Genomic DNA, 19,617 nt, shown 5'->3' with positions numbered 1-19,617 from the left:
GGCGCGCCGCTACTTTCCGCGCCAACCGGTCACCGGCAACCGGAACTTGCGCACCAGCCGGTCGGTGAATGGCGCACTGTCCAGCCGTGCCCATTTGACGGACGTGACACAGCGGGTGACCTCGAGTCTGCTGCCGGCCGGTATCAGCATTTCGCGGCGACCGTCGCAGAACACCAAGGCGTCATGCCCGTCGGCCTCTATTTCGATGGCGATGGTGGCTTCGGGGCTGGTGACCATCGGCCGGCCAAACAGCGCGTGAGCGTTGTTGGGGACCACCAGGATCGCTTCGAGGTCGGGCCACAGCACCGGGCCTCCCGCCGAGAATGCATAGGCGGTTGATCCGGTCGGCGTGGACACCAACACCCCGTCGCAGCCAAACGCCGACACCGGCCGACCGTCAATTTCCACGACCACCCCAAGCACGCCGAGCCTCGGGCCCTTTTCCAGACTGACTTCGTTGAGCGCCCAACCCCGGTTGACGATGCGCCCGCCCTGGCGCACCACGACATCCAGAGTCAAGCGGTCTTCCACCCGGTAATCCTGTGCGACAACATGCTCGAGCACCGCGTCGATTGCCTCCGCCTCGGCCTCGGCCAAAAAGCCGATGCGGCCCAGATTGACGCCCAACACCGGAATGCTGGCGTTGCGGGCCAGCTCGGCTGCCCGCAAAAAGGTGCCATCGCCGCCCAAAACCAGCACCAGTTCGCAGCCGTCGGCTGCGTGCTGGTCCGCGTCAACCACCTCGATCTCGACGCCCATGGCCCGCATGTCGTCGGGAGCCAGATGCAACGACCCTCGGTCGACTGCTTCGGCCGAGAGCACGCGAAGCGCAATTTTATTGTCGCCCAATACTTTTTCTACGCGCCGTGCGGTCTCGGTGGCTTCGTCGCGCCCGGTGTGGACGACCAGCAGAACACTGCGATGAGCGGTCACTACGGGCCCTCGCTAATCGCACGGTGCACCGCATCCTCCAATCCCTTGGCCGACAATGCCCGGTCGGTCTGCGTGCGCAACCACAGGAAGTACTCGACATTGCCCGATGGGCCCGGCAGCGGGCTGGCCTTGACGCCGACGCTGTGCCAGCCCAGCTCCTGTGCCCGCCGCGCGACCGCGAGCACCGACCGCGCACGCAACTGCGGGTCATGGACCACCCCACCGGGGCCGACCTGACCTTTCCCCACCTCAAACTGCGGCTTCACCAGTGGAACGATATCGGCGTCGCGCGAAGCGCATCCAACCAGCGCGGGCAACACGGTAGCCAACGAGATGAACGACAGGTCGGCCACTACCAGGTCGACGCGACCGCCGATCGCCTCCGGTGTGAGGCCACGTGCGTTGGTCCGCTCGAGGACCACCACCCGAGGATCGTTGCGCAGCGACCACGCCAGCTGGCCGTATCCGACATCGGCGGCCACCACGTGGGCGGCACCACGGTCCAGCAGTACTTCGGTGAACCCACCGGTCGATGCGCCCGCGTCCAGACAGCGCCGGCCCGCCACCGCGATCGCGAACGCCTCCAGCGCACCGACTAGTTTGTGCGCTCCGCGCGATACCCAGGCGCGTTCACTGTCGGTCACCACGGTCAGCGCGGTGGTGTCGGACACGGCGGTGGCCGGCTTGACCGCCGGCAGCCCGTCGATGCGCACCTTGCCGGCGCCGATCAACTCCGCGGCCTGTTGACGTGATCGCGCCAGGCCCCGCCGGACCAGCTCGGCGTCAACGCGGGCACGTCGTGCCACGCCGCACTCAACCCTTCTCCGCCGACTCCAGGGCGGCCAACAACACCTCGTGCGCCTCGGAAAGACGACGTGCGATGCCTTCGAGTTCGGCCAGAGACGGTCCGTTCTCGGCGTCGGCGGGGTCGGGCAGCGAAGCAAGTAGGGCGTCGATTTCGGCACGGATCTGGTCAGGATCGATGGTCATTGCGTTCCTACGCTAGTCACCGGATGATCGCTGCGCATCAACGACCAGCGTTGCAAGGCCGCACGGGCCCGCTCGTCGCCGGCCTCGATGCGCAGTGGCCGCTGGTGAAGATCGGCGGCCCGCGCCTCCCATACCGCGCTGGCCACAGCCCGAACGATGGATAGCCCGTCGTCGATAAATTCCAGATCGTCGACGTCGCCGTTCGCGCAGACCGTTACCGCACCACCACCGACGTCGATCTGCCAGCCCGGCTGCGGTGCCACCGCCAGCAGCTTGCTGTCCTGGTGTAACGAGCGCAGGTCGTGGCCAATGTAGGTGGGCCGGCGCACGGGTTCGGCGTACACCGCATCCCAGGCGCTGTTGACCCCGGTGAGCACCATCAGGCTGGGCAACCCCGCGGCGTTGGCACCCTCGATGTCGGTGTCCAGCCGGTCACCGACCACCAGTGCCGCCCGGAAGTCGCCCCGGGCCACCGCCTCGGTCATCAAGGCGGGCGCGGGCTTGCCCGCCACTCGGGGGTCCATGCCGGTGGCCGTGCGCAGCGCAGCCACCATGGACCCGTTGCCGGGCAGCAGGCCCCGTTCGGTGGGCAAGGTGGGGTCGACGTTGGCCGCCACCCACAGGGCGCCCGCCCGGATGGCCAGCGCGGCTTCGGCAAGGTCGGACCATCCGGTGGTCATTGAAAGGCCCTGTACGACGGCGTCGGGTCGATCCTCAAAGCGTCGTACCGGACGCAATCCGACCGCGGCGACTTCGTAGGCCAACGCCTCGGTGCCGACGATGAGCACCCGCGCACCCGGCGCCAGCTGGCCGGCCAGCAGGTGGGCAGCGCTCTGAGCGCTGGTGACGACGTCCTCACCGGTTGCGGTGAAGCCGAGCTCGCACAAGTGCGCCGCCACCTCGTCGGCGCTACGCGACGCGTTGTTGGTGACAAACAGCTTGCGGCTGCGCACCTGACTCAACGACTGCACCGCGCCGCCGGTGGGCTGACGGCCACAAAACACCGTCCCGTCCAGGTCAATCAGCAGACAGTCATGTTCCTGCGCAATGCTTTTCATTTCTGTTCTCGTGCGCCTAGCTCGTCTACCCGATCTTCGGCGTCGGTGACGCCGTCGATGTCCGCCGCCGCGGACCGTAGGAACCATTGCAGGGCCTCGTCGCCACGGCCCAACGCCAGCAGTATTTCAGCGTAGGCGTAGAACAGGCGCGCCGCGGTCGAACCCGTACGGCCCGGGTCGAGCTGCGGCGTGGACAACACCGTCAACGCCTGCTCCAGTTGCCCGAGATCGGCGCGCGCGCCGGCGGCGACGATGCGCAACTCGTCGGCGGCGTCACCGCTGAGCTCGACCGCCTCGGACCCGCGCGCCAATTCGATGGCCCGCTGCGGCCGGCCCAGACCGCGTTCGCAATCCGCGATCAGCGCAAGCAGGGGGGACTTGCTCCCCATTCTTCGGGCTGCCCGCAATTCGGCCAACGCCTGCGCCCAATCGCCGCAGCGGTAGGCGGCGATTCCGACAGCTTCGCGCACAGCGGCGATCCTGCTGGCCCGAACCCGCGCCGCCCGCGCGTGGCGCAGAGCGGCTTCTGGGTCGTCGTCGATCAACTCGCCGGCAGCTACCAGGTGACATGCCACCGCGTCGGCCGTGGCACGGTCCAAGGTGCTCAGTTCGCGCCGGATCTCGGGCGCCAGTTGCCTGGCGTGGATACCCGGCGGAATCGCGGGCCCATCCCGGAACGCAGGTCGGTTGTCGGCGGCAGCCGAGCGCGGTCGTCGCCCGCCCCTGCGCCCTTGCCTGTCGTCGACCACTCGGTAGAGGTTACGGGGGTTGCTGCGCCCCGTAACTATCAGGCCTGTAACCGGTTAGGCATCAGCGGCGCAATCACCGCCGGGCAATACGTCCCAATCGCGACAATGGTGAACGTACTCGCCATATCACGCGACATGCCATTGATCTCAGCCATTCTGGACGTGATCGATTCGAACGTCCCGCCCGGCGCAACCACCATCGGACAAACCGATCTGCCTAGCGCCACCGTGGTCGCCGGTTGGTCATAGGCAATGCCGGCGTTGGTCAACGCTGTCAGGAATGCGTTACCCATCATGTCGGCCTGGATCGGCGCCGCGCAGCTCGCGGCACCACCAAACACCCCGGCCAGCAACGCGAGCAACGTCGTCGCCTGCCGGCCCGTTCGCCAGGTCCGTGTCCCGTCGTGTGTGTGTGCCGTCATCTCCCGCTTCTCGTTGTTGTCGCACTTGCGTCATTTAAGGCACCTCGACAACAGTGGCCAACAAGAGTCACGTTCACAGCACAGTGGGATAAAGGTTTGCACACTAACGCGTTTCGTGTGGAATGTGTGCGCGTTAACCGGGTAGGGGGGCACCGCGGGCCGATCGTCCCCCGATTGGTGGACTTCACGATCCACCGGATGCGGGATTCGGCATTTCCCCCGGCCACCGACTAGTCGTGGGATACCAGCGGAGTCCAAACCCGCCAAAGATAAGTCAGGAAGTGGAAATCGACTACAACGCAACGCCGCTCGCCTGTCACATGAAAGGATGATGACCCGTTGTCACACGCACAGCTGTTTAGTGAGAGCGAGACCACGTACTCGATCCCGTTGTTCCACGCCGGCGACACCGCCGAGTGAGGTCAACGCACTAGACTTCGACGGGGGTCTCATCACCTCCCAATCCCCCCAAGTCTGAGATCCCCGTCGAACCCCAGGCTTCAGCGGGGGGCTTATCGATGCATCCCCACCCCATCCCTCGAGATAAGATCCCCCGCTGGCCCTCCCCTACCGCCCAGCGATATTCCATGGGCCGCTCACGTCGCATATCACCTTGGGACCCGAGGACGTCGAGGACGTGGTGGCTCGGCTCAGCCAATCCGTTCCACCCCGGCGATACTCCGCTTTCCACGACGTAGCACTAACCAGCGGCCGTGCAAGAAGTCCGAACTTTGCGGCACCCATTCCTCGTTATCAACCCGAATGTTGTTGACCGACACCCCACCCTCGTGGATCGTGCGCCGCGCCGCGCCCTTGCTGGCCGACAGGCCGCTGGCCACCAATAAGTCGACGATTCCGTCGGGACTGCCCGGTTTGAGTTCGGCGACCGTGGTTTCCCGCAACGCAGCAGCCAGTGTCGCCTCGTCCAGACGGGCCAACTCGCCCCGACCGAAGAGTGCCCGGCTGGCATGCTCGACGGCTGCGGTCGCCGCCTCGCCATGCACCAAGACGGTGAGCTCGCTGGCGAGCCGGCGCTGGGCGGCCCGTTGTTGCGGGCGTTGCGCTGTCGCCTGTTCCAGCTCGGCCAACTCGTCGGCCGACAAGAAGGTGAACCACCGTAGGTAGCGGATCACATCCGCGTCCGCGGTGTTCACGAAGTACTGGTACCAGGCATAGGGGCTGGTCATTTGGGGATCCAACCACAGGCTCCCGCCGCCGGTTGATTTGCCGAACTTGGTGCCGTCGGCAGCGGTCACCAAGGGGACGGTAAGCGCATGCACGGTGGCACCGAGCTTCTGGCGCACCAACCGGACGCCGGCAATGATGTTGCCCCACTGATCTGCACCACCGATCTGCAGCGTGCAGCCGTGGCGCCGGTGCAATTCGACGTAGTCGTTGGCCTGCAGCAACAGGTAGCTGAATTCGGTGTAAGAGATCCCCTCCCCCGCCAGACGCCGCCGGATGGTGTCGCGGGCCAGCATCACGTTGACCGAGAAGTGCTTGCCGATATCACGTAGAAACTCGATAGCCGATAGTGAGCCGGTCCATTCCAGGTTGTTCTCGACGATCGCGCCCATTGGTGAGTCGTCGAAGTCGACGAAGCGCTCCAGCTGCCCACGGATCCGTTCGGTCCATTCGGCGACGGTGTCGGCCTCGTTGAGACTGCGCTCGCCGACGTCACGTGGATCACCGATCATGCCGGTGGCCCCGCCGGCCAGCACGATGGGGCGATGACCGGCGCGCTGAAAGCGCCGCAACGTCAGCAGCGGCACCAAATGTCCGGCATGCAGGCTAGGCGCGGTGGGATCGAAGCCGGCGTACACCGTCATCGGCCCGCGCTGTGCTTCGGCGGCCAACGTGTCGAGGTCGGTCGACTGCGCGATCAACCCGCGCCAGCTGAGCTCATCGAGGATCATGCCAGACATCCCGCAAGACTCTAGTCGCTGGCTCCCCGGGCCGGTGCCCGCGAGCTTCGCCGGTAGGCCGACACCTCCGGTCGACCCGTGAGCCACAATCGCCACGGCCGGTCAGCGGCTTGACTGACCCCAACGCGCGGCCCCGACCTGGCACGGTGCGTGTCGTTGAGCCTCAGCCGCACCGGACTGGACGGATCAAACAAGTCAATCCCGTTGTCGGCCATGGTGATTCCGAGGGCAGCGCAGAGGTTTCCCGGGCCGCGCGCCAGTGCGACAGCGCGCACCGTCTGCCCGCGCCGAGACGTGGCGAGCTCGGCGCCGTCCTCGATGGCGGCGGCCCTAAGTAGCACAGCGGCAGCCGTGCCATCGGGCCCGCACGCGACGTTGGCACAGACATGGATCCCATGGCTGCGGTAGGTGTAAAGCCGCCCCGGGGGCCCGAACATGACGTCGTTGCGGCCATTGCGGCCGCGGTAAGAGTGCGCCGCGGCGTCCGGCCAGGGACCGTCGGGCACCCCGCCATACGCCTCGACCTCGACCACCATCGCACGCACACCCCGTCCGGCAATAGTTGCGCCGAGCAGCCGATGCGCGGCCGCGACCGGGTCGATCGCCAGTTCCTCAGCGTTCATCAGAGACGATTGTGCACCGGCCCTTGACAAACCCGCACGACTGGCGGATATTCATCACATGATGATTTCATCAAGTGATGAATTACTTCGCGACGGTGCCGACCCCGCGGTCATCATCGACCAGCTGCGCGTCATCCGTGGTAAACGCCTTGCCCTGCAGGATGTTTCGGTCCGGGTCGCCTGCGGCACGATCACCGGCCTGCTCGGTCCGTCCGGGTCGGGCAAGACAACACTGATTCGCTGCATCGTTGGCTCCCAAATCATTGCCTCGGGTTCGGTGAGCGTGCTGGGCCAACCGGCTGGGTCAGCCGAACTACGCCATCGGGTTGGATACATGCCTCAGGACCCGACCATTTACAACGACCTGCGGGTGATCGACAACATCCGCTACTTCGCCGAACTCTGCGGCGTCGACAGGCAAGCCGCCGATGAGGTGATCGAAGCGGTGGACCTGCGCGATCACCGCACCGCCCGTTGTGCCAACCTGTCCGGCGGCCAGCGGGCCCGGGTCTCGCTGGCGTGTGCGCTGGTCGGCCGGCCTGATCTGCTAGTGCTCGACGAGCCGACCATCGGCCTGGATCCGGTATTGCGCGTCGAATTATGGGATCGGTTCACGGCGCTGGCGCGGCGTGGCACCACGCTGTTGGTGTCCAGCCACGTAATGGACGAGGCCGACCGCTGCGGCGATCTGTTGCTTCTGCGCCAGGGGCAGCTGCTGGCCCACACAACGCCGCACCGTCTACGAAAGGAAACCGGATGCACATCACTGGAGGAAGCGTTTCTGTCCATCGTCCGACGCACCACCACCGTGCCCGCGGCCGGCTAACGCTGCAGAACTACACGGCCACTACGGCGCGGATTCTCCGGCAGCTTGCCGCTGATCACCGCAGTGTCGCGATGATCTTGCTGGTACCCATCCTGATCATCACGCTGATGTATTTCATGTTCGAGAACGTCCCGCATCGCCCCGGTACCCCATCCGGGTTCAACACCGCTTGCCTGGTGCTACTGGGCCTGTTCCCACTCTTTGTGATGTTTGTGATCACGGCGATCACCATGCAACGCGAAAGGGCTTCGGGAACGCTGGAGCGCATCCTGACCACCCCGCTACGCCGGCTTGATCTGCTCGCCGGCTACGGGACCGCGTTCTCGATCGCCGCGGCGGCGCAGGCCACGCTGGCCTGCATTGTGGCGTTCTGGTTCCTTGGCTTTGACACGGCGGGCAGCCCGGTGTGGGTGTTCGCGATCGCGATCGTCAACGCCGTCTTGGGTGTCGGGCTCGGTCTATTGTGTAGTGCCTTCGCCCGCACCGAATTTCAGGCCGTACAGTTCATCCCGCTGGTGATGGTGCCGCAGCTGCTGCTCGCCGGCATCATCGTCCCGCGGGCACTGATGCCGACGTGGCTGGAGTGGATCAGTAACGTGATGCCGGCCAGCTACGCGCTCGAGGCGCTACAACAGGTGGGTGCGCATCCGGAGCTGACCGGTATCGCGGTGCGCGACGTCGTCGTCGTGCTGAGTTTCGCGGTCGCGTCGCTGTGTCTGGCGGCGGTGACACTGCGGCGACGGACGTCATAGCGTGGCGGCGCCGGACAACAGCCGCAGACGGCCCGGGCGACCCGCCGGCAGCTCTGACACTAGGGAGCGAATCCTGTCCAGTGCCCGAGAACTCTTTGCGCACAACGGCATTGACAGAACATCGATCCGAGCCGTGGCCGCCAAGGCCGGTGTTGATGCCGCACTAGTGCATCACTACTTCGGCACCAAACAGCAGCTTTTCGCCGCCGCGATCCACATTCCGATCGACCCGATGGTCATCATCGGTCCGATTCGCGAGGCGCCTGTCGAGGAACTCGGTTACAAGCTGCCGTCCTTGTTGCTGCCGATTTGGGATTCCGAACTGGGTGCCGGGTTGATCGCGACGCTGAGATCCTTGATCTCAGGCTCCGACGTGGGCCTGGCGCGCTCCTTCCTTGAGGAAGTGGTCACCGTGGAGCTTGGGTCCCGCGTCGACAACCCGCCGGGAACCGGCAAGATCCGTACCCAGTTCGTCGCGTCGCAACTGATGGGTGTGGTCATGGCGCGCTACATCGTCAGAATCGAACCGTTTGCTTCGTTGCCGGCCGAACAGATCGTGCAAACCATCGCGCCCAACCTGCAGCGCTACCTCACTGGGGAGCTGCCGGACGACCTCGCGCCATGAGGCGGGCGTGCTCGTCCTCGTCGACCTCGCGGGCCTCGTCGACCAGCAGAACCGGGATACCGTCCTCGATGCGGTAGGCGCGCCGCAGCCGCGGGTTATAGAGCACCTGGATGTCGCCGTCCTCGACCAAGACGAGCGGACCTCGATCCGCCGGGCACACCAGGATGGCGAGCAGCGCCTCGTCAAGCATTGCCGCGCCGATGCTGGCCGGTCAACTCGGTGCGGACCGCCGGCGTCAACCGCCGGTACTCGTTGCCGCCGGAGTTGAAATACCATGCCTGACGGCCCGCCTTGGGAATCCCGTTGGCCCGCAACGCGCTGACCGTTGGCCGGTAAGTACCGCTGAGCGTTAGCTGCGGCACCACGTGCACGATGTCAGGTCCCAGCCCCACCGGCATGCTCGCCACGGCTTCGGTCAAGTCGGCGGCTGTGATGGTCGCTCCAGGCAGCAACGTCACCGCCGACACCGCGACGTGGCGACCGCGCACCAATACACCGTAGGTCACCGCGAGGTCGACACCGGTGATGAGGCCCAACGCGTTGGTGACCGGCTCGGTGTAAACCATCCCGCGCGCAGTGCGCACCACCGAGCCGCGTCCACCCGCCAGCCAGTAGTCCCCATCGTCGTCACGCCAGAATAGGCAGTCGGTAGATATCCAGGTGTCGGCGGGAGCGAAGACACCGCGTTTGACCGACGCGGTCGGATCGATCGGCCCTCTGGATTGTGCGAGCAGCACCCCGACCTGGTTGACACCGGCGACCTGCACGAAGCCGCGGTCGTTCTCCAGGATCAGGTCATGTTCGGCGTCGTAGGCCCCAAGTTCGACACGTCCGGCGCCAGGCAACGGACGGCCCTTGCTGCCGATCTTGGCGCCAGCCACGTTGGCCAGCACCGCCTGTCCGTCGGTGGTGGCGAAAAACTCGACGACGTGCGCCGGTGCGAACGCTTCGACGACCCGCTCCCACAATCCGGTCGGCATGCCCGAGCCGATGAACAACCGCACCGGATGGTTGCCGTGCAACACGAACGCCGGATCGTCGACCACGTCACGCAGCATGGCCCATGTGTAGGAGACGACGGTGACGCCGTACTGGCGTACCTCGGCCACGAACCGGTCCGGGCGCAAGCCGCGGGACAATGCGATACGGGTTCCGCCCACGACCGCGCCGCCCAGGCTGACCAACAGTGCGGACTCATGGTGCAGCGGCGTCAAACAGTACACCGTGTCTCTGCGGCCGAGGGCCGCCGTCGAGGCGGTCCCGAAGGCCGACACCGCCCAGCGGTAGTTGGTGATCTGCTTGGCCACCAGGTCGCCGTCGGCCGAACTGAACGCGATGAACGCCAGATCCCGCGCCAATCCGGGATTCGGTCGATACCACGCCGGCAACTCGACGGCGTCCGGGTCGATTTTTTCCATGTCGATGACTTGGCCCTGTTCAAGTGCGTCGGCCGGCAGATCCAGATCACGCGATTCACCACCACCCAACACCAGCACCTGTCCGGGCAACTGGCGCGCAGCATCCAGATTGGTAGGGTCGGTCAGGATCTCGGTCACTCTCCCGAGCCGGACCGACGCGGACAGGTCGGTGTCTGGCCGCATCACCACGGCAACCGCTCCCAGCCGAGACAGCGCGGCGATGGCGACCAGCGCGCTGGGCCGAGTCTCCATCAGCACGCCGACACGGTCACCCTGCCGCACCCCGACCGCGATGAGGCCACGAACGACATTGTTGATCCGCCGGTTTACCGCCTCATAGGTGTGCACGCGCCCGTCGAACAACAGGAATTCACCCTTCGGGGCATCGTGTGCCTGTTCGTCGATGATGCGGCCCAGCGAGATCCGGGTGTGGTCGTTGAGCTGACCCAACCGGGCTAGTCGCGGCAGCGTCCGCACCGTCTCCACCGCCAGCGTGCGCACCGATCTGTTGGCCGCAACGACCGCGTCGGCCGCGCCGCGAGCCAGCGCCAACGCAGCCTCCGAGACCTCCCCGATGCCGTGCGCGACCCGGGAGCTGAAAGCCACACCGCTATCGGTGTGTTCGGCCGGCTGATCGGCCATCAGGTGGATGTTTTCCGGTTTGGTGCCGTCGCCGGAGATCCAGCGCACCCAGTCGGCCACGGTCGGCCAGCTCTGTTGTGCCGCTCGGGATCCCACGACGAGACCGAAATGCCCTGCCCGGATGAGACATTCGTAGACCTCGGAGTTGGGCGCGGCCCGCCGGATGCCGCGTACCGACGCCGGCTGGCCGATGTCGTCGACCTCACCGACGAACGCCAGTATCGGGCAAGTGATATCGGTAAGCGTCACCATCTGGCCGCTGATGGCGAAACCACCCGTCATCATTCGGTTGTGCGCGATGAACTGCTTGAGCAGTTCCGAGATCGCCGGGCCCGACCAGGCGATCCATCCTTCGGATTCCAGGAACCGGCGCTGTTGTTCCCGCGGCAGCAGTGCCTCGCGGTCGTGCAACTGACGCACGAAGTCCACCCGGGCCTTCGCGGTTTTGAGTGGGTCCATCATCTGAAAACCCATGCGCGCCATCCAGCTTGGGATATCCAAGCGATTGAAGACGTGATCGGCCATGAAATCGGCGACCGCAGCGCCCATGTTCGCCGGGATGCCCATGGGCAACGCGGCCAGGGTGTCCACCGGCGAGCCGAACGCGACCACGCTGGCGATGTCCTTCGAACGCCGGTATGCCGCGGCCTGATAGCAGAACATGCCACCCTGCGAATACCCGACGAAGTGCACATCGTGGCCAGTGGCGTCCTTGACGGTATCGACCGCCTCGCTGAGGGCGACGATGTGGTCGGCCAGGTTACGGCGCATTCCGCCCTCGACCTCGTCGGGTGAGCCGAAGTCGATGACCCAGGGATCTAGCCCGCTGGCGTGCAGGATCCCCACCGCGCCGTCTTCACGGGTGACGTCCCACATGTCCGCCGACATCATCATCGGGTGCACCATCAGCACCGGCGGACCCACCGGTGGCTGTCCCGGGCGGTTGTCCGGCGGAAAATACCGCCGCAGCTTGTACATCGGTACGCTCTCAACGATTTGGGACGGCGACGGAACACTGCCGGTTTCCAGGCCCCCGAGTCGCAGGACTTCCAGACCGTTCTGCGCCGTGGCCACCAGGCGCTCGATTGGTCGCGTGACCATCGAAAAATTGAGATCCACCACCGCTCCTGAGGGCTCCCTGACTAGCTTAAATTGTCGGGCTCCTCCTCGGACCACACCGGCCCGCATCGTCACCCGACTAGCTTAAATTGTCGGGCTCCTCCTCGGACCACACCGGCCCGCATCGTCACCCGACTGGCCTTGACAGCGTGCACATCATGGCACATCCACACCGTGCTGTTTCGGTCTGTGCGCAGTCGGCGTCGCCAGGACACCGGCACCTGACCCAGCCGTGACGGAACTGTCACAGATGAGTCGCGCTCAGGCACGCGATCGCTAAATGGCCCGTAGCTCAGCGACGGCGCCGTTTATGGACTGCAGTGGCTCCGTCTCGCTATGTCGAGCCGATTCCAGGAGCGCTGGAATATTCTCGAGCTGTGCGTGAATACGCGCTAGTTGTTCGAGGATGCCGACTCGCCACTGGCTGATCTCTTCCAACGTTCGCCGAGCCTCGCTGAGGCCGTGCTCAATCTGCTCGTCGGCAACATGCAGCCGTCGATCGGCCTCGATTTTGGCTTCGCCAAGCCGCTTCTCACACTCCTGCTGTGTGGCCTGCAGCTGATCGTCGATCTGAAATTGGGCATCGGTGCGAAGCCTGATGATTTCGGCATCAAGTTCCTGCTCGGCTTTCTCACGGCGTCTGGCATCGATGACACGCATCCGCTCCACCTCGGCGGTTGCCTGCGCCACAAGCTGTTCAGCCTCTTCACGAGCGCGGCGCATCACGTCGGCATGCTCGGACTCCAGCGCTCTTTGCCGGGCGTTCATATCCGCCAGCATTTCTCGCTTCTGCGTTCGGACCGCTTCCGCCTCATCCCTAGCCGCAGAAACTAATGTTGCGGCCTCGGCCCGTGCCTCCGACTGCATCTGGAAGACCTCGTCGACAGCGAGTCGAAGCATTTTCGCCATCCGATCGGTCACCGCCTGTGCTGACGGCGAGGTGTCCTTCAGGGCAGCGTTTTCGTCCTTCAGACTGGCTATTTCTGCCTTGAGCGTTTCAATCTCACAGTGCTGCGCCTGCTGACGCAGCACGAGTTCGGCGATGTAATGATTGACTGCGACCGGGTCGTAGCCAGAGCGGGTACGTTGAAAACGCGGAGCGGATCCGTTATGGGCGGTGGTCACGCGATACCTCTCAGACACGCCCCGCCGTGGGCGAAACAGTTTGGTGCAGTTTGGGCGTTGAGGCAACACTGCCGCCGACGCGTGCAAGAACTTGACTGTGTTCCTTACCGGAATCCCTTACGACCCGCATCACGGCTCGTTGTTTTCAAGTGCAAGCAGAACTATAGTGCAGTAGGGCAATACTTGTCATCAGCAATTAATCCTGGGTTCGCGGCCGGCAGACTGGGCACTACGCACACGGGAACAACGCGGCCTCTTCGGCGGCTCGTGTCCACTGTTCGGCGAATAGCCGGCTTACCATGTCCAGCGCCGGGGTCAAGGGTTCGACGGTACGGGTGACCAGGGCGCGCTCGTCGGTGGCGGCCACTGGGTGCCAGTACACGCCGTCGGCGGTGACGGTCACCTCGGGAACCAGCGATTCGCGGGTGAGCGCCACCCCTTGCGACGCGGCGCCCTCCAGCGCGATCGGCCGGACCAGCTGATCCCCGGGTGCGATGCCAAGCCCGTCGAGGAAGTCGTGAAACGCCGTCAGCTCGCCAGGTGCGGGGCTGGCAACCGTCGCGGCCACCCGCACCCGGAAGCCAAGTGAGAGCGCCAACCGGATACCAGCTACTGCCTTGACCCACGTCCCCGCGCCGCGGTGCGCATCGTGCAGCTCCGGGGTGGCCGAGTCCAGGCTGATCTGCAAGGCGAGCCCTCTAGGTAGGGATTCCAGCGCGCGCCGACCCCGCCCTTTGAACACCATGCCGTTGGTGAGGACGGTGGTGGGCAACTGCTTCACACAGGTCGCGATGATCGTGTCGATGTCGGGCAGCAGGAACGGCTCACCGCCGGTGAGGAACAGTTCGCGCACTCCCCAGCGCGCCGCTTCACCGACGATTCGGCCGATCCGCTCCGCCCCCAGTTCGCGATGCGGGGTGCTTGGTGACGACGAGACGCAGCAGTAGTCGCAGCACAGGTTGCAGTGGAAGTTGGTGTACAGCCACAACCGGACCCCGGGTAGCCGGTCGGGGCCCAACACGCTTGCCGGGTCAGGCGGATGGCCGCGGCGCACCACCAGGGTGCCGACGCCGGTCTGGTCCACGTCGGCGCGCACCAGGGTGTTTCCGGTGTTCGCGCACCATCGCTCCGCGAGATCACGATCTCGGTCGCCATAGACGGCGACCTCGGCGGTAGCTCCCTGTGCGAGACCTACCACCCGGCGCATCAGCTCTATGATCACCATCGCGGGTCGATGCCCTGCTCCTGCACGGCCTCGAACAGCGGCTTGTAGCCGTCCAGGTGCGGAGGCACCCAACGTCGTAAACCCTCGAGTTCGAGGATCTTTCGATGCTCGGAGTCATCCCAGCTCATCGCCAGCAACCGGTCGAGCCACGGCTGGTATCTTTCGGCGGGCAGCGTATCCAGCGCGGTGAACATGCAGTGGCAGTAGCCGTCGGTGCGCCACACCTCGGTCAACGACTCCCCCATCAGCTCCGCGGCGCCCATCGCGGCCCACGTGGAGCTGCCGATCGCCGCCACGTCGGCCTCACCGGCGAGCACCGCATCCACCGCGTCGAGTTCGCTGCGACCGGTGTCGCCGTGCTTGCCGATGTCGGTGTCGAAGCGGATCACCTGCAGGTCAGACTCGGCGATGCCCGCCCGGCGCAGATAATAGAGCGGCAAGATGGCCGCGTGCGCAGAGTCGGCGGACCCGAGCGCAAGGCGCTTTCCGGCAATGTCTTTAGCGCCGTGCAGATCGCTGCCGGCATGTGCAACGAACACGGTGGTGTAGTCGACGTCGGTATCGCGCTGGGCCAATGGCGTGCACCGCCCGCCGGTTTGCAGCACGGTCCGCACGTAGGCCAGGTTGGTGTTCCAGGCGATGTCGATGTGGCCGGCGATCAGCGAATCGACCAGCCGCGCGTAGTTGGAGTAGAGCACGAAATCCATTTGGGTGTCCGGGCTTTCGGAGTCTTGGAAGTAGCCGCGGATGCCTTCCCAAATCGGGACCACGTTGGGTGTGTATGCGACTGCTCCCACGACGAGCGGTTCGGTTGACATATCGCCTCCTAGAACAGCGGCAGCCCGGTGACGGCCCTGCCGTAGAAGTCGTAGAGCGCGTCGGCGGTTGGCGCCATCACCGACCCCGCCCGGGCGTCGCGGAAGGCGCGTTCGATGGGCAGATGCTTGGAGAACGCGGCCCCGCCGCACACCCGCATGGCCGATTCGGTGATGGTCAGCGCGGCGTCGTTGACCGAGGCCTTCACACCCAGCACGTGGGTCAAGGTGGTGTCGTCGGGCGAGCTGACACTGTTGGCGGCGACCTCAAGGTACGCCTTTTGCGCGGCCAGCGTGGTGCCCATCCGAGCGATCTGGGCGCGGATCGTGGGCAGCTCGGCCAGGCTGCCACCGAGGTGTTCCAACCGGGCGGTCCCGACGTGCTTGACCGCGGCACCGGTGGCTGCGGTCGCCAAACCCAGTGAGACAGCCGCATTTCCGAGATTGAACCAGGGCAGTACCGTTTGCATCATGATGCCGAATCCGCCGCCGGCCTCCCCGAGACGATACGAATCCGGGATGCGAATGTCGACGGCCATTGGCGCGGAGGCATTCCCCCGCAGACCCATCCCGGTGAAGGTGCCCGCTACCCGCAGGCCCGGTGTGTCCGCCGGAACCGCGTAGAGGTCGACGTCGCCCGCGGCACCGTCGGCCGAACCGACGGACACCACATAGACGTCGGCGAACCCCGCCGAGGTCACCCAGCTCTTGTCGGCCCGCACCGCGATGCCGTCACCGTCGGCGCTCGCCGTGGACACGGGCGCCCAGAAGTGCGAACGAGAACCCGGTTCACTGAATGCCAAGGTGCCAAGTTGTTTTCCGGAAGCCATGTCCGCCAACAGATCCGGCAGACCCGGCGGAGGCGACGCGGCTACCGTGACAGCGGCCGCCATGTGCATCAAATAGATCATCGCCGTTGATCCACATGCAGCCGACAGCTGGGCGACCACCTCGGTGAATTCCACTGGTCCGGAACCCATTCCGCCGATCTCGCGGGGCAGCACCAGACCCAGCAGGCCGGTCTTGCGGAGGGCGTCGACCGCCTCGGCCGGGAAAGCACAGTCGGTGTCGACCCGCTCGGCGTGTTCTGCAGCGACGGAAACGACTTCCTGCACAACGCCCGGTGTGGCCATCACGCCCCTTCCACCCGTCCGATCCGGAATTCGGTTGCCAGACTCACCACCGCCGCGCACACGAAAACCGCTGCGGTGGTGTTCGTCCCGCCGAGCCACACCGCGGTCCGGCCGACTTGCAGGTAGATGGCGGCCGCGGCGGCCACCGCGACCACCGCCGCGACCAACGCGACGGTGCGCCAGCCGCGTTTGGCGGCCGCCAACATTGCCAGCGCGATCGCGATCAGCGCCAGTGCGCCGCGCAGGTTGTATTCCCCGAGGGAGAACTCCAACGCCCGTATCCCGACATAGGCGGGTCGATCATCGCCCAGGCCACGCCATACCGCGACAAGTCCGATCAGCCCAAGCACGATTCCCCAACCGGCCAGCAGCCGCTGCGCCGCCGTCCGAGCGGCCGACCCCGTGGCGGCGGCGCGCACCGCGTCGACGGCGGCGTACCGGGTCGAGCAGGTGAACAGCAAGACGACGTGGATGCCCAGCAGCATCGCGTACGCCCACGGCCACTCCCCGGGTGACTCGGCCACCGACAGCCCGATCGCGACCGACTGCCCGATCCCGATCAACGCGGCCAGCCGCACGGCCGTCCCGGTCAGCAGCAGCACCGCCAGCGCGGACTCCGCGAACAACACCCCCCAACCGAATGCCGTGAAGTACGGCAGCACGGCATGCTCGATCACCCAGCTGAACGGTGTGAACACCGGGTGTTCAACCGCCAGATGCGTGAAGTGATACAGGTCCCGCCGGCCGCGCTCACCGAAGTCCGGCGGCACCTTCCAGACCACGTTGTAGAGCCAGATCAACCCAGCCAACAGCCGCAGACCGGTCAACACGATCAGCCCGCCGGTGGCCGGCGGCGACTGAGGTGACAACAACAGTTCCGTGCCGCGACGCACCCGAGCCATCGTCATGAGGGCAGTATCACACGCGGCGCAAGCCCCAACTCGTCGCGAAGGCCAGGCATTTCTGCGTGGGCCAACGCCAAGCCGACCGGCGTGGCGTCGATCAACGGCTGGTTAACGCCGTGACGCGCCGCGTCAGTTCGTCCTGCGACATCCGACCCCTGACGACGTCGACGTTGTCGTGCGGGTCAACGAACGCGTACGCAGGCTGCTGGGTGACACCGAAATTCGCCCAGACCGACCTGTCGGTATCAGCCAGCTGGGTAAACGTTTTCACCGGGTATTTGTTGACGAACTCCTGCATTGCGGGTACTTGATCCAGGCCGGCCACCCCGACGAACGTCACTTCCGGGTGTGACGCGGCGACCTGGCCGACTACCGGCGCTTCGCCTTGGCACGTCGGACACCAGGGCGCCCAGAACCACAGCACCGCGGGCTTACCCAGCAGGCTTTCCCCGTGAAAGTCGTGCCCATCAAGGGTTTTGGCGCTGAACTGCAGCTGGGCCGGAACGGTTTGGCCCGCCGGCACCTGGGTGGCAGCGGCCGCGTCCCCGGTAGGTGCCACTGCGGGCTGGGATTTCGGCTGCGAACCACATGCAGTGACGATAATTGCGACTACGGTAAGTGCGCCAATCAGACGGGAATGAGTCACTGAGTGCCCTTACCTCCAAGCGAGCGGTTGATGTCGATGAGCTGATCCACCGACCATTGGTCGTCGGCATGACGCCCATAGTGCACAGCGGCGACAGTTCCATCGGCATCCAGGAGAAAGTCGGAGGGCAATCCCAGATGCGTTGTGCCGTCACCGAATCCGACGCCCGCCCGTTCCGGATCGTTGCGATGCAACATCGCCGCCGACCCCCGAACGGCAGCCCACAATGCCCGCGGATGAGTGATGGCGCCCAGGCTTTTCTCTACGCCGAACTCGCGGTACTGCACTCGGTCGGGGTCGGCGATCACGGCGAACGGTAGCAAGGACTGGTATCCGCGCAGCGCGTCGGCCGCCGAATGAAAAAACACCACCTCGGTGATTCCACTGTCCGCAACCTCTTGGTGCCGGTTGGCGAAGCTGCGCAGGTGCAGGTGGCAGATCGGACAGGCCGCGAACCGCCGAAACTGCAGGTGTGTCCTTCCGGTCGCAGCCGGGACGTCCACCGGTTGATCGTTGATGTCCTGCAGACGGCGAGTCGGCACGGTCGCACCGCGGGCCAATCGAGTAGGCACCCCAATACCATACCGATGGCAAAACTCCGCCAAGAATCGGTTTGTCAGCGTGCTGACAGAGTGCCTGGGGCGCAGAACGGGCTTGCGTGTTCTCTTCGATCGACTAATTTCCCATTCAGGGCAAGCCAACCCGCACGCAATCCACGCGCGCTGACAATTGGCAGCACGATGACGGCATCGCCTGCTCTCAAGGAGGGGCCATGGCAGATCGGTCGGTGCGCCCGCTGCGGCATCTCGTTCATGCGGTGACTGGGGGCCAACCGCCTTCCGAGGCCCAGGTCCGACAGGCAGCCTGGATTGCGCGGTGCGTCGGTCGCGGAGGCTCGGCGCCACTGCACCGTGACGATGTGTCGGCATTGGCCGAAACGTTACAAGCCAAGGAGTTTGCCCCCGGGGCAGTGGTATTCCACGCCGATCAAACCGCGGACGGGGTGTGGATTGTGCGACACGGATTAATTGAGCTCGCGGTCGGCTCCAGGCGGCGCCGCGCCGTGGTGAACATCCTTCATCCCGGCGATGTCGATGGCGACATCCCGCTGCTACTGGAGATGCCGATGGTCTACACGGGGCGCGCCTTGACCCAAGCGACCTGCCTGTTCCTGGACCGGCAGGCGTTCGAGCGGCTGCTAGCTACCCACCCGGCCATCGCACGGCGGTGGCTGTCGAGTGTGGCGCAACGGGTGTCGACTGCGCAGATTCGGTTAATGGGCATGCTTGGCCGCCCGCTGCCCGCGCAGGTTGCGCAGCTCCTGCTCGACGAGGCAATCGATGCCCGTATCGAACTTGCCCAACGCACCCTCGCCGCAATGCTTGGAGCGCAGCGCCCATCGATCAACAAGATTCTCAAGGAGTTCGAGCGCGACCGATTGATCACCGTCGGGTATGCGGTCATCGAGATCACCGACCAACACGGATTACGCGCCCGGGCTCAATGACACAGCGCCGGTCCCACGGGCCACAACGACAGCATGTCGGCGCCGAATTCGTGCACTAGTACACCCATAAGCGCGCCGAGCACCAGGTGCGCGAGGCACACGGTGGTCAGGAATGCACCGGTGCTGACCGCGGAGGACATTCCGCCCACCCCGAGGGCGCGGCGCAGGGCCCGGTCGCG

The 19,617-nt window shown here is 65.6% G+C and carries 22 protein-coding genes; 4 read left to right on the top strand and 18 right to left on the bottom strand.

What is annotated here, in order from left to right; translation table 11 throughout:
* Window positions 1-9: 9 nt before the first annotated feature.
* The 8 genes from FF952_RS08975 to FF952_RS08940 all read right to left on the bottom strand — a co-directional run bounded on the left by FF952_RS08975 (window position 10) and on the right by FF952_RS08940 (window position 6,700).
* A complete protein-coding gene (locus tag FF952_RS08975; RefSeq protein WP_003408383.1) occupies window positions 10-933 on the bottom strand; it encodes an NAD kinase in 924 nt (307 codons plus the stop codon).
* Window positions 933-1,739: a 16S/23S rRNA (cytidine-2'-O)-methyltransferase TlyA gene (tlyA, locus tag FF952_RS08970; protein ID WP_003408382.1), complete on the bottom strand. Its 807-nt coding sequence runs from the start codon at window positions 1,737-1,739 to the stop codon at window positions 933-935. Before tlyA ends, FF952_RS08975 begins: the two co-directional genes overlap by 1 nt.
* Window positions 1,740-1,746: 7 nt before the next feature.
* Window positions 1,747-1,923: a hypothetical protein gene (locus tag FF952_RS08965; RefSeq protein WP_003408381.1), complete on the bottom strand. Its 177-nt coding sequence runs from the start codon at window positions 1,921-1,923 to the stop codon at window positions 1,747-1,749.
* Complete coding sequence (locus FF952_RS08960; protein WP_003904678.1) at window positions 1,920-2,981, bottom strand: HAD-IIA family hydrolase; 1,062 nt, start codon at window positions 2,979-2,981, stop codon at window positions 1,920-1,922. Before FF952_RS08960 ends, FF952_RS08965 begins: the two co-directional genes overlap by 4 nt.
* A complete protein-coding gene (locus tag FF952_RS08955; protein WP_003408379.1) occupies window positions 2,978-3,730 on the bottom strand; it encodes a tetratricopeptide repeat protein in 753 nt (250 codons plus the stop codon). The genes FF952_RS08960 and FF952_RS08955 overlap by 4 nt, the downstream gene beginning before the upstream one ends.
* A 38-nt stretch (window positions 3,731-3,768) precedes the next feature.
* Complete coding sequence (lprJ, locus tag FF952_RS08950; protein ID WP_003408378.1) at window positions 3,769-4,152, bottom strand: lipoprotein LprJ; 384 nt, start codon at window positions 4,150-4,152, stop codon at window positions 3,769-3,771.
* A 650-nt stretch (window positions 4,153-4,802) separates the two neighbouring features.
* Complete coding sequence (gene tyrS, locus FF952_RS08945) at window positions 4,803-6,077, bottom strand: tyrosine--tRNA ligase (protein ID WP_003408375.1); 1,275 nt, start codon at window positions 6,075-6,077, stop codon at window positions 4,803-4,805.
* An 11-nt stretch (window positions 6,078-6,088) separates the two neighbouring features.
* Window positions 6,089-6,700, bottom strand: a complete 612-nt coding sequence (locus FF952_RS08940) for a DNA-3-methyladenine glycosylase (RefSeq protein ID WP_003408373.1) — start codon at window positions 6,698-6,700, stop codon at window positions 6,089-6,091.
* A 58-nt stretch (window positions 6,701-6,758) separates the two neighbouring features.
* Here FF952_RS08940 and FF952_RS08935 point away from each other — a divergent pair, with 58 nt between their 5' ends.
* From FF952_RS08935 to FF952_RS08925, 3 genes are read left to right on the top strand one after another with little or no spacing between them, the layout of a single operon-like run.
* Window positions 6,759-7,526 carry an ABC transporter ATP-binding protein gene (locus FF952_RS08935; protein WP_003898975.1) on the top strand — a complete coding sequence of 256 codons (768 nt, stop codon included), beginning with the start codon at window positions 6,759-6,761 and terminating at the stop codon, window positions 7,524-7,526.
* A gap of 2 nt (window positions 7,527-7,528) precedes the next feature.
* Window positions 7,529-8,278 (top strand): ABC transporter permease, encoded by a 750-nt coding sequence (locus tag FF952_RS08930; protein ID WP_003912666.1) that lies wholly within the window; start codon window positions 7,529-7,531, stop codon window positions 8,276-8,278.
* A gap of 1 nt (window position 8,279) precedes the next feature.
* Window positions 8,280-8,903, top strand: a complete 624-nt coding sequence (locus FF952_RS08925; protein ID WP_003408366.1) for a TetR/AcrR family transcriptional regulator — start codon at window positions 8,280-8,282, stop codon at window positions 8,901-8,903.
* Here the strand turns inward: FF952_RS08925 and FF952_RS08920 are convergent.
* From FF952_RS08920 to FF952_RS08880, 9 genes are all read right to left on the bottom strand, one after another.
* Window positions 8,869-9,093 (bottom strand): Trm112 family protein, encoded by a 225-nt coding sequence (locus FF952_RS08920; RefSeq protein ID WP_003408362.1) that lies wholly within the window; start codon window positions 9,091-9,093, stop codon window positions 8,869-8,871. The genes FF952_RS08925 and FF952_RS08920 overlap by 35 nt on opposite strands.
* On the bottom strand, window positions 9,086-12,085 hold the full coding sequence (locus tag FF952_RS08915) for an acyl-CoA synthetase (RefSeq protein WP_244736166.1): 3,000 nt from the start codon (window positions 12,083-12,085) through the stop codon (window positions 9,086-9,088). Before FF952_RS08915 ends, FF952_RS08920 begins: the two co-directional genes overlap by 8 nt.
* Before the next feature lie 273 nt (window positions 12,086-12,358).
* Window positions 12,359-13,207: a coiled-coil domain-containing protein gene (locus FF952_RS08910; RefSeq protein ID WP_177246188.1), complete on the bottom strand. Its 849-nt coding sequence runs from the start codon at window positions 13,205-13,207 to the stop codon at window positions 12,359-12,361.
* Between the two features lie 229 nt (window positions 13,208-13,436).
* The gene (locus FF952_RS08905) at window positions 13,437-14,429 is read right to left on the bottom strand and encodes an Rv1681 family radical SAM protein (RefSeq protein ID WP_003408279.1); all 993 of its coding nucleotides are present in this window, start codon (window positions 14,427-14,429) and stop codon (window positions 13,437-13,439) included.
* The gene (locus FF952_RS08900) at window positions 14,426-15,250 is read right to left on the bottom strand and encodes an Rv1680 family SBP-like protein (RefSeq protein WP_003898971.1); all 825 of its coding nucleotides are present in this window, start codon (window positions 15,248-15,250) and stop codon (window positions 14,426-14,428) included. The genes FF952_RS08905 and FF952_RS08900 overlap by 4 nt, the downstream gene beginning before the upstream one ends.
* A gap of 8 nt (window positions 15,251-15,258) precedes the next feature.
* Window positions 15,259-16,380, bottom strand: a complete 1,122-nt coding sequence (fadE16, locus tag FF952_RS08895; protein ID WP_003408274.1) for an Rv1679 family acyl-CoA dehydrogenase — start codon at window positions 16,378-16,380, stop codon at window positions 15,259-15,261.
* Complete coding sequence (locus tag FF952_RS08890; protein ID WP_003408272.1) at window positions 16,380-17,282, bottom strand: Rv1678 family membrane protein; 903 nt, start codon at window positions 17,280-17,282, stop codon at window positions 16,380-16,382. Before FF952_RS08890 ends, fadE16 begins: the two co-directional genes overlap by 1 nt.
* A gap of 100 nt (window positions 17,283-17,382) precedes the next feature.
* Complete coding sequence (dsbF, locus tag FF952_RS08885; RefSeq protein WP_031680789.1) at window positions 17,383-17,931, bottom strand: disulfide bond-forming protein DsbF; 549 nt, start codon at window positions 17,929-17,931, stop codon at window positions 17,383-17,385.
* Window positions 17,928-18,632 carry a peroxiredoxin-like family protein gene (locus FF952_RS08880; RefSeq protein ID WP_003904676.1) on the bottom strand — a complete coding sequence of 235 codons (705 nt, stop codon included), beginning with the start codon at window positions 18,630-18,632 and terminating at the stop codon, window positions 17,928-17,930. The genes dsbF and FF952_RS08880 overlap by 4 nt, the downstream gene beginning before the upstream one ends.
* A gap of 71 nt (window positions 18,633-18,703) precedes the next feature.
* Between FF952_RS08880 and cmr the strand changes: the two genes are divergently transcribed.
* Window positions 18,704-19,438, top strand: coding sequence for an HTH-type transcriptional regulator Cmr (gene cmr, locus FF952_RS08875; protein ID WP_003408268.1), 735 nt, complete (start codon window positions 18,704-18,706; stop codon window positions 19,436-19,438).
* Here the strand turns inward: cmr and FF952_RS08870 are convergent.
* Window positions 19,432-19,578: a hypothetical protein gene (locus FF952_RS08870; protein WP_003408267.1), complete on the bottom strand. Its 147-nt coding sequence runs from the start codon at window positions 19,576-19,578 to the stop codon at window positions 19,432-19,434. The two genes, cmr and FF952_RS08870, sit on opposite strands and share 7 nt — an antisense overlap.
* Between the last annotated feature and the right edge of the window lie 39 nt (window positions 19,579-19,617).

This window comes from Mycobacterium tuberculosis complex sp. N0072, from assembly GCF_030323725.1.
Taxonomy (GTDB): Bacteria; Actinomycetota; Actinomycetes; order Mycobacteriales; family Mycobacteriaceae; genus Mycobacterium; species Mycobacterium tuberculosis.
This window is presented reverse-complemented; position numbering and strand designations above follow the sequence as displayed.